Genomic DNA, 18,579 nt, shown 5'->3' with positions numbered 1-18,579 from the left:
TTTATTCCTCAGAAGCCGCAGTTTCTTTTTCTTCTGATGCCTCTACATGTCCTGCAGTGTGACCTTCACCACCGATACTGTGGCTATGACCAAAAGAAGTCAGGATTTGGGTGTAGAGGTTGGGTTTGACGTTGGAGTACAGCGTCACAGCGTGATCTTCACTAGGCTCTTCGAGGGCTTCAAAAGTAGCCTGATCAAGAACCTGAGAAGATGCTTTCACTTTCTCAACCCAAGCGTTGAAGTCTCCATCAGTCATAGCTTCGGCATCAAAGTGCATGCCGGAGAAACCGCCACCGCTGTAGTTGGCAGAAATACCCAGGTAGTTACCTGGCTCGTCTGCCATCAGATGCAGTTTGGTGTTCATGCCCGCCATGGAATAAATCTGGCTGCCAAGCTGTGGGATGAAGAAGGCGTTCATTACCGTGGAGGAAGTCACATCAAACGCAACAGGGGTATCCACAGGGAATGCCAGTTTGTTGACGGTTGCAATGTGCAGGTCCGGGTAAATGAACAACCACTTCCAATCCATTGAAACAACCTGCACGCGTACAGGCTCTTTATTGGAGGCTAGTGGTTTGTAGGGATCCAGCTCATGTGTGGTTTTCCAGGTGATCGTTGCCAGGATGGCAATGATGATACATGGAACCAGCCATACGACGGCTTCGATGGCATTGGAGTGAGACCACTTAGGAGCATAGGTAGCGTTCTTGTTGCTGGCACGGTATTTCCAGGCGAACGCGATGGTCATAATAATAACGGGGATGACCACAATCAGCATGAGCCATGTGGCAGTAAGAATGAGCGATTTCTCGCTATGGCCGATGGGGCCTTTGGGGTTCATCAGCACAAGTTTGTCGCAGCCGCTGAGTAACAGCGCAGCGATCAAGCCAAATGCCTTGACCATGCTAAGACAAATTTTTTTTTTCATCTCACAGCCTCATTACCTCACATTATGTAATGTCAGAATTGGAACTTGGGTTTAGGGATTGGAAACTGGTTATGGTTATAGATGGTAGACCCGGTTGCTGCTAGTTGGCATTGATTGAGATAAGGCCACTCCCGCTACTTTTGTGTCGTACCAAGTCCAGGTTGGTACCTTGGGAGTGAGAAACCTTGCCAGAAGCTGAGGGAACAGCCAGGAGAGGTTAGAACGCTCCACCATCCATATATTTCGATGGGCAATATAGTACTCGAAAGACTGAAACTAGTTGATATTTTCTATAGGGATTGAAAAAAGTATCCTTAAATTGTCCTATATATTTACACATTTTGGTGTTTTTTGTGCGTGCTACATGCTCGCTGCTATCTCAATGCTAATAAATAGGAACGCTCAGCCCGCACAGGTGTAACTTCAATAAAAGCAAGGCTCTAGCATGAGCCTGAGGTTTCTGCGAAAAAGTAGTGAGTCAGGAAAAATGTTTCTATCCTTGGGTTCCTTCGCTGACGGAATGGCTGAAATAAATTCAGCGAAATATGCATTCGGACTGCAAGCCTGTGCTCCAACTGTGTTGGCTTATCAGTGCTTCCAAGCACATCTTTGGGTGGGGGCGTTAGATCTTAAACACAAAAGGCCCGTTTTGGCGGGCCTTTGTTCTATTACTCGCTAGCGAGTTATTCAAGATTGGGGTTGCAGTGAGTTTATTTTGCTTAGTGTGAAGCTACTCAGAAAACTGCGGTTATCAGTATCGTGAATCTGGCTTGGCAGGTGTCTGACGATATTCATGGGCATCAGGCTCAAAGAAAGCAGATGCAATAATCAAAGCAAGAACAACTTGAGAGCCAATCAGCAATGCTGCATAAATCATGGCAACCTCCTACACGCGACTTCAGTGAACCACCAAGGGCTGAGCTATTCCATTAAGTTCAGTTTGAGTGGCGTTTCTACTCGATAAATTCCTTCCTTGAAGTGACCTTAGCAAAATATGATCGCTTGCCAATGCCCTCAAAGTAGTAAATTGTGAGCTGAAAAGCGTTTTTTGTTATTTATTTGTTGTTTTATGTTTCTTCTTCCATTTGGGCGCCAGCCAGTCACTTAATGATGCCGGTCACGATGCAGTCATTGAGTGTTCTGGTTAATTCCTCGGTATCGAGTTTTTCTTGGCTGATCAGTTCAATCCGGGAGTCTTGGCGCCAGGCTTGTTTGAAATAGTCCAATTCTGAACGAAGCTGATTGAAGAAAACCCAGGCGCTACCAATACGCACGATTCCTTTGACGCGCTCGGCGTGGTGAAGTTCCCCAAGCCATGCTTCCAGCTTCTCAAAATCAAACACAGAGTCCGCAGGAAATTGCCATCCAAGGTAGCTAAAGCCATTTGCCTGTGAGGTGTAACGTTTCATCTCCTGAGGCTGGCTTTCTGTTGTCTGGTGAGTCATTACCAAGGCAGGTGTGCGATTCAGCGGTTTCTCTGAAGCAATCATGGGTGTGAATGCAGGCATGGTGATGTGATCTGGTGCGCGGTCTGACAGCGGGGTCTGCAGCTTGAGTGATGCGATACTGATATCGTGCTTGGTGCTTCTAAGAACTTTTGCTTTTGCGGGATACATCTGGGCCACACTTTCTGCGGCAAGTTCGATCAAATCCACAGGGGCTGTATCGCATTTACTAATGACTACGGTATCGGCAATCGCTAGCTGGTCTTGGAACAGGGGGTGTGAAAGCACCTCTTCACGCGCCAGGTTGCGTGGGTCCAGCAGGCAGATAATCGTCTCAAGTCGGATAACCTTGGCGTAGGGTGGCGATTTCAGTACGTCGACAATCCCTTCCGGATGGCCAAGTCCTGTGGGCTCTATGATCAGTCGATCCGGTTTGGCGATTTTGAGAAATTGAGCCAGCCCGGTCCGAAATGCCGCTCCCATCGCACAGCACATACAGCCGCCGGGTAATTCCTTAACCGCAATATCCTCTCCAGCGGAAAATGCAGCCTGATCCACCCCCATCTCGCCAAACTCATTCACCATAATAGCCCAGCGCTCAGACTCGGGCTTTTGGCTGAGCAGATGGTTGATCAGTGTCGTTTTGCCGCTGCCCAAAAAGCCTGTGATTAAATAGGTGGGAATATCGTGCAACATGAAAATCTCTTTAAATGGCTAGCTCACTGAAAGAGCTTAAGGAAATTGTCGCGGGCCAGTCCTTTTGCCACACCATCAGGTAATGCATCGAGAAAGGGGCTATAGCTTTGCAGGGTTTGCCCCTGGCTGGTGAAATAGCCGATGAGGTCAGAGCCAATAAAAAATCGGCTGGGATACTTTTTAACCAGCTTAACCCACTCAGCGCGTGGCTTATTATTGCTATCCAGTAGATAGGGGTGCAGAACAGTCCAGGAAAGATCGATATAAAGATTGGTGTTTTTTGCCAGAAGCTGGTCCAGCGTGCCAGCAAGGTAGGGCAGATACTGTTGTCGGTTAATCGCATCACTGGTGCCTGCATGTGCCCAGATAATTTTGGTCGAACGATTATGGGCTAATGCTGCTTCAAGCTCTCCCAGATAGATCGGGGTTTTCTCATAGTTTGCAGTGATGTTGCTATGAAGCAGAACGGGCAGGTGATGTTTTGCTGCCAGATCATAAACACGTTGCATAGCCAGACTGTTTGCTCGTGGAGTTTCACCATAAGTAAGCGCTGTCAGATCATCATGGCGAAGCAGAACTTCACCAATGCCTTTCCAGAGCCCCGGGTACCAATTGAGCATACGTTCAATATGGTCAACGGCATTGCGATCCGACGGATTGAACCCGCTGATAAAGGGATAAAAACGCTGCTGCTGTTTTTTGGGTAGAGCTTCGAGCGCTCGCCCGACAATGTCGTCGGTTGCGCTGTACCAGTACAGTCTGGCGTCATCAGCCATCATGTACAGGGGTTTTTTTGGGGCATGCTCATCCCATTTCTTGGTCACCGGCAGACCTGACAGCATGGCGTAATCTATGCCTGCATTATCCATTTCTCGAAGAAGCTCTGCGGTGCCCTGACTATGTTGCAGAAAGTCTACAAAGTGGAGATGGCTGTCGGTGTAGTGATAAGTACGGGCGTCAGCGCTCGGAATACACAGCGTCAGTAAGACGGATAAAGCAACTGTGGCGAGAGTCTTGCTGCCTGGAGCGAGTTTCTGATGTTGTGACAGGGTGCGCCGAGAAAAATCTGAAGCCTGCATGCTGGAGTCTTCCAAAGATGAAGTGGCTACCATAGACAATCTTGAGGTCTGACTAAAGTATAGTGCGCTGAATTCTGTCGATTTCTCTGATCAATATCTGCAACAGCCTGCGCTTTTGTACATGTTTCTTGCCTGGTCGTCGTCTTCGTGACATGGCTCATGTCGTGTTGCCTGAATTCGATGCAACTGGAAACCTAAATCCGGTGTGATCTCCCCCATGTTGATTGCTAACGGCAATGCTTAAAAGGCTGCCGAGGATACTTATCAAGGGGGTTCTATGAATACTCAGGAACGACAGCTGATTGACCATCTTTTCGAGCGACTGAAAAAAGCCTCAGAGCAATCTCCCTACCGCGACGATGCTGCCGAGCAGAAGATTAATCAGCATCTCTCATCACAGGGGCATGCCGGCTACTACATGACGCAAGTCTTGCTGGTGCAAGAAGAAACGCTCAAGCAGGCGCAAGCCAAAATTGCGGAGCTGGAGCAGCAACTGCAGGAGCGCCCCAAAGAGCAGGGTGGGTTTTTATCGGGTCTCTTTGGTTTGAATGCCGGGCAGCCTTCAGCAAGCCAGAATGCCGCGAGTCCTTCGCAGGGCGCGGCAAACGCATCAAGCAATGCCTGGGGGAGACCAACCCCGGCTCCTGCTTATCAGCCAGGTGCAGAGTCTGCCGGTCAAAGCGCTTTTGGTCGTGGAGGATTTGGAAAAGGTGCAGGTGGCAGCTTTCTCGGTGGTGCCTTACAGACCGCCGCGGGTGTGGCAGGGGGGATGTTGCTGGCAGAGAGCTTAGGTGGGCTTTTTGGTCACCATGGCAGTGTGATGAATGAAGAAATCGTCAATGTGTATAACGAAGCTCCTCAGCAAGAGAGTAATGCAGACAGCAGTTTTGCGGATAACGGCAATAACTGGGCTGATGCCTCAGACTATAGTGGTTCTCAGGACGATTATGGTCTGGGTGGTGGGAATGATGACTTCGGTAGTGGCTTTGATTTTGGAGATGATGACTGGACGTAAGGGTTGAAGCTCAGGCAATAAAAAAGCCAGAGTTACCTCTGGCTTTTTTATTTGGTGGATCGGGCGGTTATTTAACTTCGTCGACCAGAACCGCATCGACAAAGTAATGGTTTTCGCCATTAACTTCTTCCCGGACCAGACCGTGACAATCCGTCTCGAAACCAGGGAAGCGTGAGTTGAAATCACGAACAAACTGCAGATAGCGGACGATGGTGCGGTTGAAGCGTTCGCCCGGAATCAGTAGCGGAATGCCCGGAGGATACGGGGTCACCAGCATGGCGGTGACACGACCTTCCAGCTCATCGATGGCAACGCGTTCAATCTTGCGGTGGGCCATTTTCGACCAGGCATCCGCAGGTGTCATCGCAGGCTCAATGTTGGAGAGGTACATCTCTGTCGTAATCTTCGCCAGATCGTACTCTTTATAGACATTGTGAATCTCGGTACAGAGATCACGCAGGCCTACGCGCTCATATTGCGGATGCGCTGCTGCAAATTCAGGCATGACGCGCCAGAGCGGCAGGTTCTGGTCATAATCATCCTTGAACTGCTGTAGCTCAGTCACCATGGAGTTCCAGCGGCCTTTGGTAATGCCGATGGTAAACATGATAAAGAACGAATACAGGCCCGTTTTCTCGATGATGATGCCGTGTTCTGCCAGATACTTGCTGACGATGGCGGCGGGAATACCGACATCGGCGAAGCTGCCGTTGATATCCAGACCGGGGTTGATGATGGTCGCTTTAATCGGATCGAGCATGTTGAAACCGGACTCGATCTGACCAAAACCGTGCCATTTGTCATCCGTATGAATGACCCAGTCTTCACGATCCCCCATGCCTTCATCGGCAAGAGTTTCTGGTCCCCAGACCTTAAACCACCAGTCATCACCGTATTCGCCACCGACTTTGCGCATGGCACGACGGAAGTCGAGCGCTTCAAGCAATGACTCCTCAACCAGTGCGGTTCCACCCGGTGGCTCCATCATCGCAGCGGCTACGTCGCAGGAGGCAATGATGGCGTACTGAGGACTGGTCGAAGAGTGCATCAGGTAGGATTCATTGAAGCGGTGAGTATCCAGCTTCCGTGTGTTGGAATCCTGCACCAGAATTTGCGAAGCCTGAGAAAGGCCTGCCAGCAACTTGTGCGTCGACTGAGTCGCGAAGACCAGCGTGTCGTCTGAGCGAGGGCGGCCGCTGCCAATGGCGTGCATATTTTTGTAGAAGTCATGAAAGGCGGCATGAGGCAGCCAGGCTTCGTCAAAATGCAGGGTGTCGATGGTCGAGCCAAGAATATCCTTGATCTCTTCGACGTTATACAGGACGCCGTCGTAGGTGCTCTGGGTAATCGTCAGGATGCGGGGCTTTTTATTAGCCGCATTACGAGCAAACGGGTTTGCCTCGATCTTCTTGGCGATGGTTTCCGGTGAGAACTCGCTCTTGGGAATCGGGCCGATGATGCCGTAGTGGTTGCGCGTCGGCATCAGGAAGACGGGGATGGCCCCTGTCATAATGATCGAGTGCAGGATCGACTTATGGCAATTACGGTCAACAACAACAATATCGCCGGGAGCCACGGTGGAGTGCCAGACGACCTTGTTGGAAGTTGATGTGCCGTTGGTCACGAAGAACAGGTGATCACAGCCAAAAATGCGCGCGGCATTGTTTTCGCTCTTGCTGACCGGGCCTGTGTGATCCAGCAGTTGGCCAAGTTCTTCTACCGCATTACAGACGTCCGCACGCAGCATATTCTCGCCAAAGAACTGGTGGAACATCTGGCCAACGGGGCTCTTAAGAAAAGCAACGCCGCCTGAATGGCCGGGACAGTGCCAGGAGTAGGAGCTGTCGCTGGCATAATGCATGAGTGCCTGAAAGAAAGGTGGCGCCAGCGAGTCCAGATACTTGTTCGCTTCACGAATAATGTGACGGGCCACAAACTCGGGCGTGTCTTCAAACATGTGAATGAAGCCATGAAGTTCACGCAGAATTTCATTGGGAATGTGGCGTGAGGTGCGAGTTTCCCCATAGAGGAAAACAGGAATATCGGTATTACGATGGCGTACAGCCGCAATAAATTCCCGCACCGAGCGCAGGGCGTTATTCACCGCCTCTTCACTACCGTCGCCAAATTCTTCATCGTCAATCGACAATATAAAACAGGAAGCCCGACTGGCTTGTTGGGCAAAGGCGGTCAAATCACCGTAACTGGTCAGACCGATGGTTTCCATACCCTGACGACCAATAGCGTCAGCCAGATCACGGATGCCGGAACCGGAGATGTTTTCCGAGCGGAAATCTTCGTCAATGATGACAACAGGGAAACGAAATTTCATGTGCAACGCCATATCCTTGATGATGAGAGTCACCCGCAGCCTGTGTCTGAAGACTGCGGATGGCCTGCGCAGAACCTTGCTCAGCGGCGATGCGAGGGGGCCGGTCTGCGTCGGTTGCATTGTGCGACCAAAGTCGCCAATTACCTAATGTTTTTGTCCTGACCGGAGGGTTTCTGGCCGGTAGTGCAACCGATGCAATTAAAGACGGGGTCCTTCAGCCGCTGAGCGTGAGTATGGAATTATCTGTTGACTGGATTTAGGCCTGCTGGCTCTTGCCAGAGTCTCGGCCGATAGGTTTTTGTAGGGGTAAACGCTAGCACAGACAAGCTTTCTGCGCACAAAGGGTCTTGATCAGAGGCTTCAGTGCCTCGCGGAGGTGCTAAATAAGTGCGTGCCGTCTTTGAGTGAATAGCAATAGCCAAACTAGGGAAGGAAGAATGACCTCTGTGACTAAAACAACAAAAAAGCGCCCCCTGGCGGCGCTGTGGGCCTCGCTTGTGCTCTTGATTGGCGGCTGTAGCCATCAGTTTGAACATGCTGACCCCAAAAAGCCGCACCGGACTGAGGACGGTTTTACCAACTCTGATGGTTCGATATTGGATAAGCCTTTTTCTGAGCTGATGCGCTGGCGCTGGGAGGCATGGCGAAGTGGTGTGCCGAAGCCACCGCAGACGGTTGTGCAAGGCTATGACTTCCCGGTTGAGAAAACGGATACCGCGTGGCTGCGGGCAAATCATACTCAGGCTTCGGTGACCTGGATTGGACATGCCTCGGCTTTGCTGCAACTTGATGGTTTTAATGTGCTGACAGATCCCGTGTTCTCCGACAGAGCTTCCCCCGTCAGCTTTATTGGTCCTGAGCGTAAAGTAAAAGTCCCGTTTCCTTTAAGTGAGTTGCCTTCTGTCGATGTGGTGGTGATCTCGCACAACCATTATGACCACCTTGATAAGGCCAGCATTCAGCAGTTGGCCAGACAGCCGGGTGGTAGCCCGCTGTTTCTGGTGCCGCTAGGTGTCAAAGCCTGGTTTGCCGATCTTGGGATTACCAACGTGCAGGAGCTGGACTGGTGGCAGGACGCGACATTGGATCAGTCCTTGCTTGCTAAAGAAACGAGTTCCGCTGTCTCTGGTCTTAAGCTCACCTTTGTGCCTGCCCATCACTGGACAGCCCGGGGCTTGGGGGATCGCAATCAAACCCTCTGGGGTGGCTGGGTTATTCAGGGGAAGCAGCAAAAGGTCTACTTTGCCGGGGATAGCGGCTATTCCGCAGACTTTGCTGAGATCGGGAAGCAGTTGGGGCCCTTTGACTTGGCGCTAATTCCGGTGGGTGCTTATGAGCCTCGCTGGTTTATGAAGTCTCAGCATGTGGATCCGGCGGAAGCTGTGCAGATTTTTAATGATGTGCACGCAACGAAGGCAGTAGGCATCCACTGGGGTACGTTTGAGCTGACGGATGAGCCGCTGGATCAACCCATCATCGATTTAAAAGCGGCATTAGCCGATGCGCAGCTTGATCCTGCTCGCTTCAAATTGCTGCATCACGGTGCCACGTGGCGCTGGATGAGTGATGATGAACCTGCGAGCTATGACTTAAACGCTGAATAATCACGTTTGATTGATTTACCGATCAGAGACCCAGGCTATGACTGTAGAGGTTCTGTCCTCGATCCATGAGATTGCTGCAGAAGACTGGAATGCCTTGCTGGCAGATGCCAAGCATTATCCCTTTCTGCAACATGCCTTTCTTGCTGCGCTGGAGGACTCAGGTGCTGCCAGTGCTGAGACGGGCTGGGTGCCATCGCATTTGTTGTGGCGCGAAGACGGGCAAATCACTGCAGCGATGGTGCTCTATCAAAAGCACCATTCTCGCGGTGAATATGTCTTTGACTATCAATGGGCGGATGCCTGGGAGCAGGCTGGCGGTCACTACTATCCCAAACTGCTTTGTGCGGTGCCCTTTAGTCCTGTGACTGGCCCAAGATTGCTGGGCTCTGCGGAAGGCGGGATTGCACTTCTCGAAGTCCTCAAAAGTACCGTGCTCAAACAGGGGATATCCGGTGCTCATGTGCTTTTCCCGAAAGAGAGTGCGGCGACACTTTTTGAGTCCTCGGGTTGGCTTAAAAGGCTGGGCTGTCAGTATCATTGGTATAACCGTGGCTATCAGCACTTTGATGATTTCCTTACGGCGCTCAACTCACGCAAGCGTAAAAACTTTCGCAAAGAAAGGCAGCAGGTGCAGCAGCAGGGTATTCGCTTTGAGTGCCTGACGTCGGCACAGATGACGCCTGAGCTCTGGCAGCGTTTTTATCAGTTTTATGCGGCGACTTACCTCAAGCGTGGCCAGAGGCCCTATCTCAGTCTGGATTTTTTTCTCCGGCTTGCAGAAAGCCTGCCGGCTGCAATCCGTATGGTCTTTGCCCTGCATGAGGAAAAGTATGTGGCGGCAGCCTTTTTCCTTGTGGGTGGTGACACCTTGTATGGACGCTATTGGGGCTGTCTGGAGGAGTATGACAAGCTCCACTTCGAAACCTGCTTCTATCAGGGAATTGAGCTGTGTATACGTGAAGGGATTGCCTGCTTTGATGCCGGCGCCCAGGGCGAGCACAAACTCATTCGTGGCTTTGAGCCTCAGATCACCTATTCATGGCACTTTTTGCAGCAGGGTCTGCATGATGCCGTCGCTGACTTCCTGGAGCGCGAAAGTCCGGCAATTCTTGCTTACGCAGAAGAGGGAAAATCCTACCTGCCTTACCGGCAAGACGACGCAGGTTCTGAGGCGAGCTAGCGCACGCAGAATCATGACGAAAACTCACGAAGGAGTGACCAGGCCGGTTTTTTAATTCATATCGAGAGTTTTTAGCCTGAGCGCTGTGGGTTGTTTTATTCCTCACTTTGTAGCGATCACTGCCTTCGGGAGTGGTCGCTTTTTTATATGCGGGAGTGCGGTCCGTGCTGCTTTCTATGTTTAACTATCTGAATTTAAAGGGTTATTTTCTGAGAAAGAGAGTTTTTGCTGCTAAAACCGGATATGTAGTAATTTTTCATACATCTTAAAAAATGATGCGTTAGACCAAAGATTGATTTACCCGCTGTGTGACTTTTGCGACCGGTGAATAAATCTAAGCATTCATGCGAAAATTTATCAATTGTGTGAATTCTGCCCAGTTCGTACCATGCACACATCGATTAAGTAAATTCTCTCTTAAACAAGGTGAGCATCATGAACAAAGACTTACGCGAAATCGTTGAATCCAACTTTGAAGGCCGTGCTGATATCAGCCCAAAAACCCGCAAAAAGCTTGAAGCCATGCGTGATCGTGATGAAACTTTCCGCACTATGAACAGTTTCATGCGTAACCTGACTTCTCCTTTCTTCGGTAAAGCACCTTCCTTCTCCCGTTAATCTCCGGCTTCGGCCGGGGATTTCCCCCTCCCGTCTCTTCAGGCGATTTGTAGTTTAATGAGCGTCACCCCGATCGGGGGAAGCTGCAAAATCCCTCAACATTAAAGCTTCTCTATCAGCTCTCTTTGGTTCGGCTGTTTTTCTCTAAGCGTTGGTTTATTACCACACCTTTTCCAAGCTGCCTTCCAGGATCTCCTGTATTACCTCTTTTCTCGTCATGATCCTTTAAGGCAAGTATCATTCTGGCTTTACTTTGGAGTCTGAGGTATCGGCAGGTGGAGCTTTCATCCAGCACCAATAAGTGTCCTTGTGGCAGTGGTCGCCTCTATGCGGAGTGCTGCGAGCCTCTGCACAAAAGCGAGTCACTGGCGTCAACGCCTGAAGCGCTGATGCGCTCTCGATATGCTGCGTTTGCTATCGGCAAGCTGGGTGAGTATCTGCTGGAGACCTGGCATCCGTCCACGCGACCAACCACCAGCGCTGAATCCATGGGCGCACGTGACACTCAATGGCAAAAGCTTGAGATCGTCGATGCGGTTGAAATGGGCGATGCTGGCGAGGTGGAGTTCAAAGCTTATTGGCTGAATAAAGGTAAGGAACATCTGCTGCATGAGCGTTCCCGCTTTAGTCGTGAAGAAGGGCGCTGGCGCTACATTGATGGCGAGATTTTTCATGCAGGAAAACTCAGGAAAGCCTCGCCAGCAATAGTGCCTGAGGGAGCTGCTGGGCAAGATATGAGTACGGGTAAAGCTGGAAGGAATGACCCTTGCCCTTGTGGCAGTGGCAAGAAATTCAAAAAGTGTTGTGGTCAGTGAATCTGATTCACACATTAAAAACGGAGCCTTGGCTCCGTTTTTTTATTGAGGCTAAGGCGCTTACAAATCGCCCAGATTCGTCGCTCGCCATAGCATCAGGAACCAGATCAGGTGGCAGCCCAGAACGACAAAGCTCAGGCGCTTGCGCAAATCTCTATACCAGCGTTCAGCAGGAAGGCGGCTTTCGTATGCCCACCAGCCGATAAATCCCAGCGCCAGCAATGCGATGCCGGCCAGTGGCGGCAGCAGCAAGGCAATCCAGCCGAGGAGGCTTGGCGCCATGGCAAGCTTTAACCGAATCTGGGGTTCGGGCAGCGACTTGTTCATCATCCAGCCCCAGTGAATCCCTCCAAGAAAAGACAGAATCACCGCACCGTAAACCAGAAAAGCCTGAAGAGTCATGCTGATATCGACTCCGACCAGCGTCGCCAGCACACTGCCCAGAAAAGGTAAAAGGCCAAGGTAGCCGAGCTGTGAGGCCAGGTCACTGGCAACTTCCGTACTTTTCGGCTTGTGAGATTCAGGCGAACTCGTGATGGGGTTTTCAGGGTTCAACGGCATTACCTCTGTAGTGGAAAAGTCCGGATGAATGAATGATCAGTTGTGGTGGCTGCCATGCACATGGCCAAGATGGGCATCCTGCTGTGATGACGCTTCACTGAAATCCCTCTGTTCCAGCTGATCCAGTATGGCGCATTCACTCACGGGGCCAAGATTGTCACACTGTCGGCGAAGATCGCGCAAGACATCGCGTAAGTGTGAAAGCTGCTGAATACGTGCTTCCACATGGGTCAGATGTTCATCCAACAGTGCGTCTACCTCTGTACAAGGTGCTTCTGGTCTTTCCTGCAGATCGACCAGTTGCCGGATTTCCTCTTGTGCCATATCCAGTGCCCGGCAATGCAGAATAAATTGCAGCCGCTTTAAATGAGTGGGGCCGTACACCCGATAGTTGGCCTGATTACGGCCCGGGGCAGGTAAAAGCCCTTGCTTCTCGTAATAGCGGATGGTTTCAACGGGGCAGTCCGTCAGGCTGGACAGCTCGCCAATCTTATATTCCTGAACGCTCATTCTTGTTTCCCAGGTAACCAAGTTTTCCAAGTAGCCAATCCTTCCAAGTGACTAAGCTTCCTAAGTAACCAGGGCTGATAAATTCAAGCCTGAAGTGCTGCTTGACCCTGTAGCTGCTACAGGGTTTTTACTTGGTGGCAAATGTCTTCTGTCGCAAGTTTCTTCTTTACTGATTTTTGCTCGGCGACAGGGAAGCGGTTTTCATCAAGGAGGTTGCATGAAATCTTCGGTAATGCACGACGCTGATCGTCACGAGCACGAGCACGAGCACGAGCACGAGCACGAGCACGAGCACGAGCACGAGCACGAGCACGAGCACGAGCACAGCTGCTGCGGGCATGCTCACCCAGTGCCTGAGCCGGAAATCGATAAAGGCGCTCCGGGTCAATACCAGTATGCGCTGCATATTCCCGCGCTGGACTGCGCCAATGAAGAATCTCAGATTCGCCATGGTTTGCAGGAAATGGACGGCGTATTGCGGCTGGTATTCAACACTCCTGCGGGCAGGTTGAAAGTCCATGCGGATAAACCGATTGAAGAGGCACTGCTGGAGCGGCTCAAGCACATGGGATTACCCGCAAAGGTGGAATCTCAGGAGGACGCCGATGCCGCACGGGCTCCGGCTTCACGCTGGCAGGGAATCGGCAAGTTGGGCGCAGCGCTAGCGCTGGCAGTCGCTGCTGAAGCCGCGCACTGGGCGCTGGCGGGGTTCTCTTGGGTAAGCGCGCTACTGGCGCTGGCAGCGATTTTGTTGAGTGGCCTCGGGACCTACAAAAAAGGACTGCTGGCGCTGTGGCATGGTCAGCTCAGTATCAATGGTCTTATGAGCATTGCCGTCACCGGCGCGGTAGTGATTGGCCAGTGGCCAGAAGCGGCCATGGTCATGACGTTGTACGTGCTGGGGGAGTGGATTGAGGCTCGAACGCTGGCTAGCGCCAAATCAGCGATTGGCTCCCTCACTGACATGTTGCCGGAGGAAGCCGAAGTGCAGTCTGCATCCGGTCAATGGCAGGTGATTCCATTGGATAAGATTGCTATTGGCCAGCGTATTCGGGTTAAACCGGGGGATCGTGTGCCTCTGGATGGTGTCATTTGTGAAGGTGAGAGCAGTCTTAATCAGGCCGCTCTCACGGGGGAAAGTCTGCCGGTCACGGTTAGCTCCGGCGATGAGGCGCTCGCAGGCAGTCTTAATGGCGATGGTACGCTCACTGTAGACGTGACCCATGCAAAGGGGGACACCGTGTTATCACGGATCCTTCATCGGGTTGAGGAGGCCCAGGCCAGTCAGGCGCCTGCGCAGCTGTTAATCGAGCGATTTGCACGCATTTACACTCCGGCGATCACTCTGATGGCGGTCGCTGTGGCGATATTGCCTCCTGTGTTCGGGTTGGGTGGCTGGCTTGAATGGTTCTACCGTGCGCTCGTTTTGCTGGTTATTGCCTGTCCCTGTGCCCTGGTGATCTCCACGCCTGTGACACTGATGAGCGCTATCACCAGAGCCGCACGAATGGGGGTGGTGGTAAAAGGCGGTCGCTTTATTGAAGAGGCACGCCAGCTTGAAGTGATTGCGCTGGATAAGACCGGTACGCTGACTCAGGGCGAACCTGTATTAATGCAGGCTCAGGCAACCGCGCTCTGTGAAGATGAAACACAAGCGCGCCATTTTGCCTGGCAGCTGGCGGCGGGCTCTCGCCATCCAGTGGCGCGCGCCATTGCCGCAGGGTTAGAGCAGGAGCGCAGCAGTATCTCAGATGATAAGCAGGCTGTTGCTCAATCTGCCAAACAGCTCAAAGGTATAGGGCTTGAGGCGCCAAAAGGGACGCTGACTGATGCACCGGTGTATCTGGTCAATGAGCGTTTTTTTGCGGATGCAGCCACTCCCTTGCCTGATGCAGTGATGAGTCAGGTAAAGGCGTTTCAGCAGCAGGGGTGTAGCGTCAGCCTGTTAAGTATCGCTGATAAGGTGGTGATGATCTTTGCCGTACAAGATCCGCTTCGGGAAGATGCCAGGGAGGCAGTGCATGCGCTCAAGTCATTAGGGCTTTCACCCCTGATGCTGACGGGTGATAACCCGGAAGTGGCCCGTCAGATTGCCAAAGAGGCCGGTGTCGATGAGGTTCAGGCCCAGTGTCTGCCCGATGATAAGTGGCAGCGCATTAAAGCCTTGTCAGCATCGCGCCCGGTGGCAATGGTAGGGGATGGTATTAATGATGCCCCCGCGCTTGCCGAGGCCACGGTAAGCTTTGCTATGGGCAAAGGCGCGACAGACACCGCACTGGATACGGCGGATGTGGCGCTGCTTGACGATAAGCTCATGCACTTGCCCTGGTTTATCCGGCTCTGTCGTTTTACCTATAGTGTCCTGCTGCAGAATCTGGTGCTGGCTATCGGCATCAAGGTACTGTTCGTGATTCTGGCAATTATGGGTTACACGAATCTGTGGCTGGCAGTTTTTGCCGATGTCGGCGCGAGCCTGCTGGTCATTGGTAATGGCTTGCGTGTGCTGGGTTTTAGTTCAAAAAAGGGAACTTCCTGAGCTTCAGGGCTACTTAGCTCCATTGTGAATTGCGCGAGAACGACCTATCTGTTAGCGTCCTTGCGGCCCTCGTAGGGTTATCGTTATCTGATGAAGGAATTGAGGTTGCCATGCACGAGGCAGAAAAACTGGTCAGAGAACTGACCCCTGACCAACTGGAGCAATGGCTTGAGCAGGCGGGTATCCGCACTGAGCGTTGCGGCGACTGTGATGGGTATCACTTCGCTGAGCTGGAAGCCATGATTGAGGGGATGGAGTGTCGTCTTTTCCTTGAGGAAGGCGCTCTGCTGATGACCTCTGAAATCGAGATTCGTCCTGCTGCGATTCTGCCAGCAGTTGCCGAAATGGCGCGACTGAACATTGAGTACTCGAACATCAAGATCTTTGTCGATCTGAATGATAACGCCATGCCTCATCTGGTGATGGGCGATACGATCAGCTGGCGAGCTGGTATGAACTTTGAACAGTTCATCACCTTCGTTCAGGAAACCCTGAATGGTATTCAGCTGGTGATTGAGGAGTGCGGTCGTCTGGGCTACTTCCTGCTTGAGGAAGACGAACCGGAGATGATGCACTAAGCGCATCAAAGGCCCTGCCACAGGCATCCTGCTGATAACGAAAAACCGAAGCCAGGGCTTCGGTTTTTTGCTTTTTGAGGTCGCTGAACTCTTACAAAACGGGTTGTTCTGCTAGCGCCAGATAGCGAGCCCGGGCACTGCGGCGCCAGTACACCAGCGTAAATGCCAGCGTTAAGCCGCAAAGTGCATACAGAAGTTCTGCTCCCAGGCTCAGACAAAGCAGAGCGCACAACAGACTGGCAACCATAGCAATGGCACGCCAGAATCCGCGAAGCAACACCACTCCGGCAATCATGGTGGTGAGATAAAGCAGGACAAAAATGCCGTTGGCAAACTCCAGCAGTTGTGACACGGGCATCGCTGTCGCGGTGGTCAGGGTCGTTGCTGTCATGCAGATCAGAATAACGGTATTCAGTGCCTTGCCGGGAACGCCATGCTGATTTAGCTGGCCGATTCTTCCGGGTAGCCAGCCGTCACGAGCAATGCTCCACAATAACCGGCTAAAGCCCTGAGTGTAGGCATTAATAGAGGCAAAGCAGGCGAGAAACCCCAGCAAGCTGGTGAGCCAGAGTCCGGGTGAACCCAGAAACTCCTCCATGATGTGCGGTACGGCGCTGCCTGCCTGCCGTTCAGTAATTGCCCCCATCACCTGCCAGACGCTCTGGGAGCAAAAGAGGTAAATAAGCGTGGCAACCAGCACGCCGCCGATGAGTGCCAGCGGTACATCACGGTGCGGATTTTTAAACTCTTCACTCATATGAATAAAGGCTTCGATCCCGGCAAAGCACCAGATCATCACCGCCATGGCTGCGCTTAGCGCGACCCAGTTCGTTGCCGTGGCTGAAGAGTGCGCGATGGTATCGTTAGTCACCGTTTCGCCTGCCACTAATGCCCGCATAAGCAGTACGCAAAGAATAATAGCGATAGCGATCAGCGTTTGTACCTTGCCACTGAGGCGAGGTGGCTGACGGCAAATCAGCCAGATGACCGCCAGAGTGCCGAGCTTCACCGCGAGTACAAGGCCGGGTGTCAGGGGAGTGATCGCCTGAAGAAAGCCAAGGGCGAAGTCGAGGGCAACGGGCAAACCAATAGGGATGGCAGCCAGAAAAAGTATGCCAAAGGCTGCTTCAGCAGGTTTGCCCAGCGCTTTACCAATCAGGAAAGGTGCTCCGCCGGCACTGGGGAATTGCTGGCCTAATTTGGCAAAAATAAAGGCGACCGGAAGAATCAGCGCCAGCATGCACCACCAGGCAATACTGCTTTGTTCGCCGGCAATACTCACTGCAATGGCGGGGACCACAAAGACACTGGTGCCCAGTAATGAGGTGGCGAGCAAACCGATACCCTGAATCAGGCCGATATCCTTGTTGAGCGTTGTCATGAGCTTTATTCCGAAGAGTGACTTCTGGTGCATTCAGAATAAGAAGCGCGAGCTGAAAAGGGAGCTGGCAAACTGCCGTCAATGCACGACATAGTGTCGTAAGTTCATGGCAAAATGCCGGAACCCCCGTGAGCTTCAGTAAAAATCCGTTTATGCTGGCGAACTCTGGAGCCAGCCTGCGGACCAAAAGGCGTTAAGAAACGGCATGGACAAATTTGATCGACATATTCTTGGTTTGCTGCGAGATGATGCGCGCCTGAGCGTGACGGAGGTCGCAAGGCGAGTAAGCCTGTCACGCACGGCGGTCAGTGAGCGTATCCGGCAGTTGGAAGAGCAGGGCGTCATTCGTGGATACCATGCCAGAATTATCGAACCGGACGCCGAGTTGGGTGCTTATCTTGAGATTATTCACCGGGAGTCGAGCTGCGAGGATTTTGTCACCGCGCTCAAGGTCATACCCGAGATTCAGCGGCTTAGCAGCATCAGTGGGGATGTGGATTTGCTGGTTTTCCTGCAGGTCAAGAATATGGCCAGGCTGATCGAAATCCGGAATCTGATTGAGAAGCTTCCTGGAACGCAGCGGGTGAAAACTCACGTGATTATGCGTGAGTGGCTGGTCTGAGTTCGCCAGCTCATTAAATCATTGATGTACAGGTGCTCAGGTATTTTGCCCGCTGGCAAAGCCCTGATCCTGTTGGAGTGAAAAGTGTCTGTTGTTGCCATTGAACCTGCAGCCTGGGAAGGCATTTTGCAGGTACAGGATGAAGCCTATCAGGATCTGGAATCAGAAGCGTTGCATGTGCTGCAAAGTAAGTGGCAGGCATCACCGGACACCTGCTTTGTTTATCGTTCATCCCGTCAGGATGTGCTCGGTTATCTGTTGGCGCATCCCTGGCAGGGAGAACAACCGCCCAAGTTATATCAGGCACTCAGCCCTGTGACTGGCACCGATACTCTCTATCTCCATGATATGGCGGTAAGTGCATCGGCTCAGGGCGAAGGGGTGGGGCGCAAGCTTTCTTCGGCGCTTTTGCAGGTGGCGAAGGCTTCTGGTTTCTCGCGCATTATGCTGGTGGCTGTTCAGGGAGCGCATACCTACTGGCAAAAAATGGGCTTTGAAGAAGTGCACAATGCCAGTCTCTGCGACAGTTACGGTGATAGCGCACGATTAATGACGTTGCAGCTCGCCAGCTAAGGCCGAATGCACATAAGTCGCTGAAAACGAAAAAAATATTATCGGGACTTGCGCCCATAAAGTGGCTGAGTATAATGCAGCCCATCGTTGAGAGACGACCTATCGT

Annotated in this window: 17 protein-coding genes; 9 read left to right on the top strand and 8 right to left on the bottom strand. The window is 52.0% G+C overall.

Annotated features, from left to right (window positions below; genetic code table 11):
- Window position 1 precedes the first annotated feature (1 nt).
- From cyoA to ACKC9G_RS06505, 4 genes are all read right to left on the bottom strand, one after another.
- Window positions 2-928, bottom strand: a complete 927-nt coding sequence (gene cyoA, locus ACKC9G_RS06520) for a ubiquinol oxidase subunit II (RefSeq protein WP_411404129.1) — start codon at window positions 926-928, stop codon at window positions 2-4.
- Between the two features lie 751 nt (window positions 929-1,679).
- The gene (locus tag ACKC9G_RS06515; RefSeq protein ID WP_411404128.1) at window positions 1,680-1,805 is read right to left on the bottom strand and encodes a hypothetical protein; all 126 of its coding nucleotides are present in this window, start codon (window positions 1,803-1,805) and stop codon (window positions 1,680-1,682) included.
- Window positions 1,806-2,028: 223 nt separating this feature from the next.
- Window positions 2,029-3,069 carry a CobW family GTP-binding protein gene (locus ACKC9G_RS06510; protein ID WP_411404127.1) on the bottom strand — a complete coding sequence of 347 codons (1,041 nt, stop codon included), beginning with the start codon at window positions 3,067-3,069 and terminating at the stop codon, window positions 2,029-2,031.
- A gap of 23 nt (window positions 3,070-3,092) precedes the next feature.
- Window positions 3,093-4,181, bottom strand: a complete 1,089-nt coding sequence (locus ACKC9G_RS06505) for an amidohydrolase family protein (RefSeq protein WP_411404126.1) — start codon at window positions 4,179-4,181, stop codon at window positions 3,093-3,095.
- A 244-nt stretch (window positions 4,182-4,425) separates the two neighbouring features.
- On the opposite strand from ACKC9G_RS06505, the gene ACKC9G_RS06500 reads away from it, so the two are divergent.
- On the top strand, window positions 4,426-5,163 hold the full coding sequence (locus ACKC9G_RS06500) for a DUF2076 domain-containing protein (RefSeq protein ID WP_411404125.1): 738 nt from the start codon (window positions 4,426-4,428) through the stop codon (window positions 5,161-5,163).
- A 67-nt stretch (window positions 5,164-5,230) separates the two neighbouring features.
- Here ACKC9G_RS06500 and ACKC9G_RS06495 read toward each other — a convergent pair whose 3' ends face one another.
- Window positions 5,231-7,495: an Orn/Lys/Arg decarboxylase N-terminal domain-containing protein gene (locus tag ACKC9G_RS06495; RefSeq protein ID WP_411404124.1), complete on the bottom strand. Its 2,265-nt coding sequence runs from the start codon at window positions 7,493-7,495 to the stop codon at window positions 5,231-5,233.
- 437 nt (window positions 7,496-7,932) lie between these two features.
- Between ACKC9G_RS06495 and ACKC9G_RS06490 the strand changes: the two genes are divergently transcribed.
- The 4 genes from ACKC9G_RS06490 to ACKC9G_RS06475 all read left to right on the top strand — a co-directional run bounded on the left by ACKC9G_RS06490 (window position 7,933) and on the right by ACKC9G_RS06475 (window position 11,712).
- Entirely contained in the window at window positions 7,933-9,099 is a 1,167-nt protein-coding gene (locus tag ACKC9G_RS06490; RefSeq protein ID WP_411404123.1) for an MBL fold metallo-hydrolase, read from the top strand.
- Window positions 9,100-9,136: 37 nt separating this feature from the next.
- A complete protein-coding gene (locus ACKC9G_RS06485; RefSeq protein WP_411404122.1) occupies window positions 9,137-10,279 on the top strand; it encodes a GNAT family N-acetyltransferase in 1,143 nt (380 codons plus the stop codon).
- Window positions 10,280-10,714: 435 nt separating this feature from the next.
- Window positions 10,715-10,897, top strand: a complete 183-nt coding sequence (locus ACKC9G_RS06480) for a hypothetical protein (RefSeq protein ID WP_411404121.1) — start codon at window positions 10,715-10,717, stop codon at window positions 10,895-10,897.
- Window positions 10,898-11,172: 275 nt separating this feature from the next.
- On the top strand, window positions 11,173-11,712 hold the full coding sequence (locus ACKC9G_RS06475; protein WP_411404120.1) for a YchJ family protein: 540 nt from the start codon (window positions 11,173-11,175) through the stop codon (window positions 11,710-11,712).
- 60 nt (window positions 11,713-11,772) lie between these two features.
- On the opposite strand, the gene ACKC9G_RS06470 is transcribed toward ACKC9G_RS06475, so the two are convergent.
- Together ACKC9G_RS06470 and cadR are read right to left on the bottom strand one after the other, a co-directional pair.
- Window positions 11,773-12,273, bottom strand: coding sequence for a DUF3429 domain-containing protein (locus ACKC9G_RS06470; protein ID WP_411404119.1), 501 nt, complete (start codon window positions 12,271-12,273; stop codon window positions 11,773-11,775).
- A 36-nt stretch (window positions 12,274-12,309) separates the two neighbouring features.
- Window positions 12,310-12,783: a Cd(II)/Pb(II)-responsive transcriptional regulator gene (cadR, locus tag ACKC9G_RS06465; protein WP_411404118.1), complete on the bottom strand. Its 474-nt coding sequence runs from the start codon at window positions 12,781-12,783 to the stop codon at window positions 12,310-12,312.
- 217 nt (window positions 12,784-13,000) lie between these two features.
- Here cadR and ACKC9G_RS06460 point away from each other — a divergent pair, with 217 nt between their 5' ends.
- Together ACKC9G_RS06460 and ACKC9G_RS06455 are read left to right on the top strand one after the other, a co-directional pair.
- The gene (locus tag ACKC9G_RS06460; protein ID WP_411404117.1) at window positions 13,001-15,319 is read left to right on the top strand and encodes a heavy metal translocating P-type ATPase; all 2,319 of its coding nucleotides are present in this window, start codon (window positions 13,001-13,003) and stop codon (window positions 15,317-15,319) included.
- A gap of 110 nt (window positions 15,320-15,429) precedes the next feature.
- The gene (locus tag ACKC9G_RS06455) at window positions 15,430-15,897 is read left to right on the top strand and encodes a YbjN domain-containing protein (RefSeq protein ID WP_411404116.1); all 468 of its coding nucleotides are present in this window, start codon (window positions 15,430-15,432) and stop codon (window positions 15,895-15,897) included.
- A 91-nt stretch (window positions 15,898-15,988) separates the two neighbouring features.
- Here the strand turns inward: ACKC9G_RS06455 and yjeH are convergent, their stop codons facing one another.
- Window positions 15,989-17,278, bottom strand: coding sequence for an L-methionine/branched-chain amino acid transporter (yjeH, locus tag ACKC9G_RS06450; RefSeq protein WP_411404115.1), 1,290 nt, complete (start codon window positions 17,276-17,278; stop codon window positions 15,989-15,991).
- A gap of 205 nt (window positions 17,279-17,483) precedes the next feature.
- Between yjeH and ACKC9G_RS06445 the strand changes: the two genes are divergently transcribed.
- Both ACKC9G_RS06445 and ACKC9G_RS06440 read left to right on the top strand, forming a co-directional pair.
- The gene (locus ACKC9G_RS06445; RefSeq protein WP_411404114.1) at window positions 17,484-17,900 is read left to right on the top strand and encodes an Lrp/AsnC family transcriptional regulator; all 417 of its coding nucleotides are present in this window, start codon (window positions 17,484-17,486) and stop codon (window positions 17,898-17,900) included.
- Window positions 17,901-17,984: 84 nt separating this feature from the next.
- Window positions 17,985-18,473: a GNAT family N-acetyltransferase gene (locus tag ACKC9G_RS06440; protein ID WP_411404113.1), complete on the top strand. Its 489-nt coding sequence runs from the start codon at window positions 17,985-17,987 to the stop codon at window positions 18,471-18,473.
- Window positions 18,474-18,579: the final 106 nt, after the last annotated feature.

The sequence above is a fragment of the Pokkaliibacter sp. CJK22405 genome, from assembly GCF_046614695.1.
Classification (GTDB): Bacteria; Pseudomonadota; Gammaproteobacteria; order Pseudomonadales; family Balneatricaceae; genus Pokkaliibacter.
Note: the sequence above shows the minus strand (reverse complement) of the source record. Positions and strands in the feature narration are given on the sequence as shown.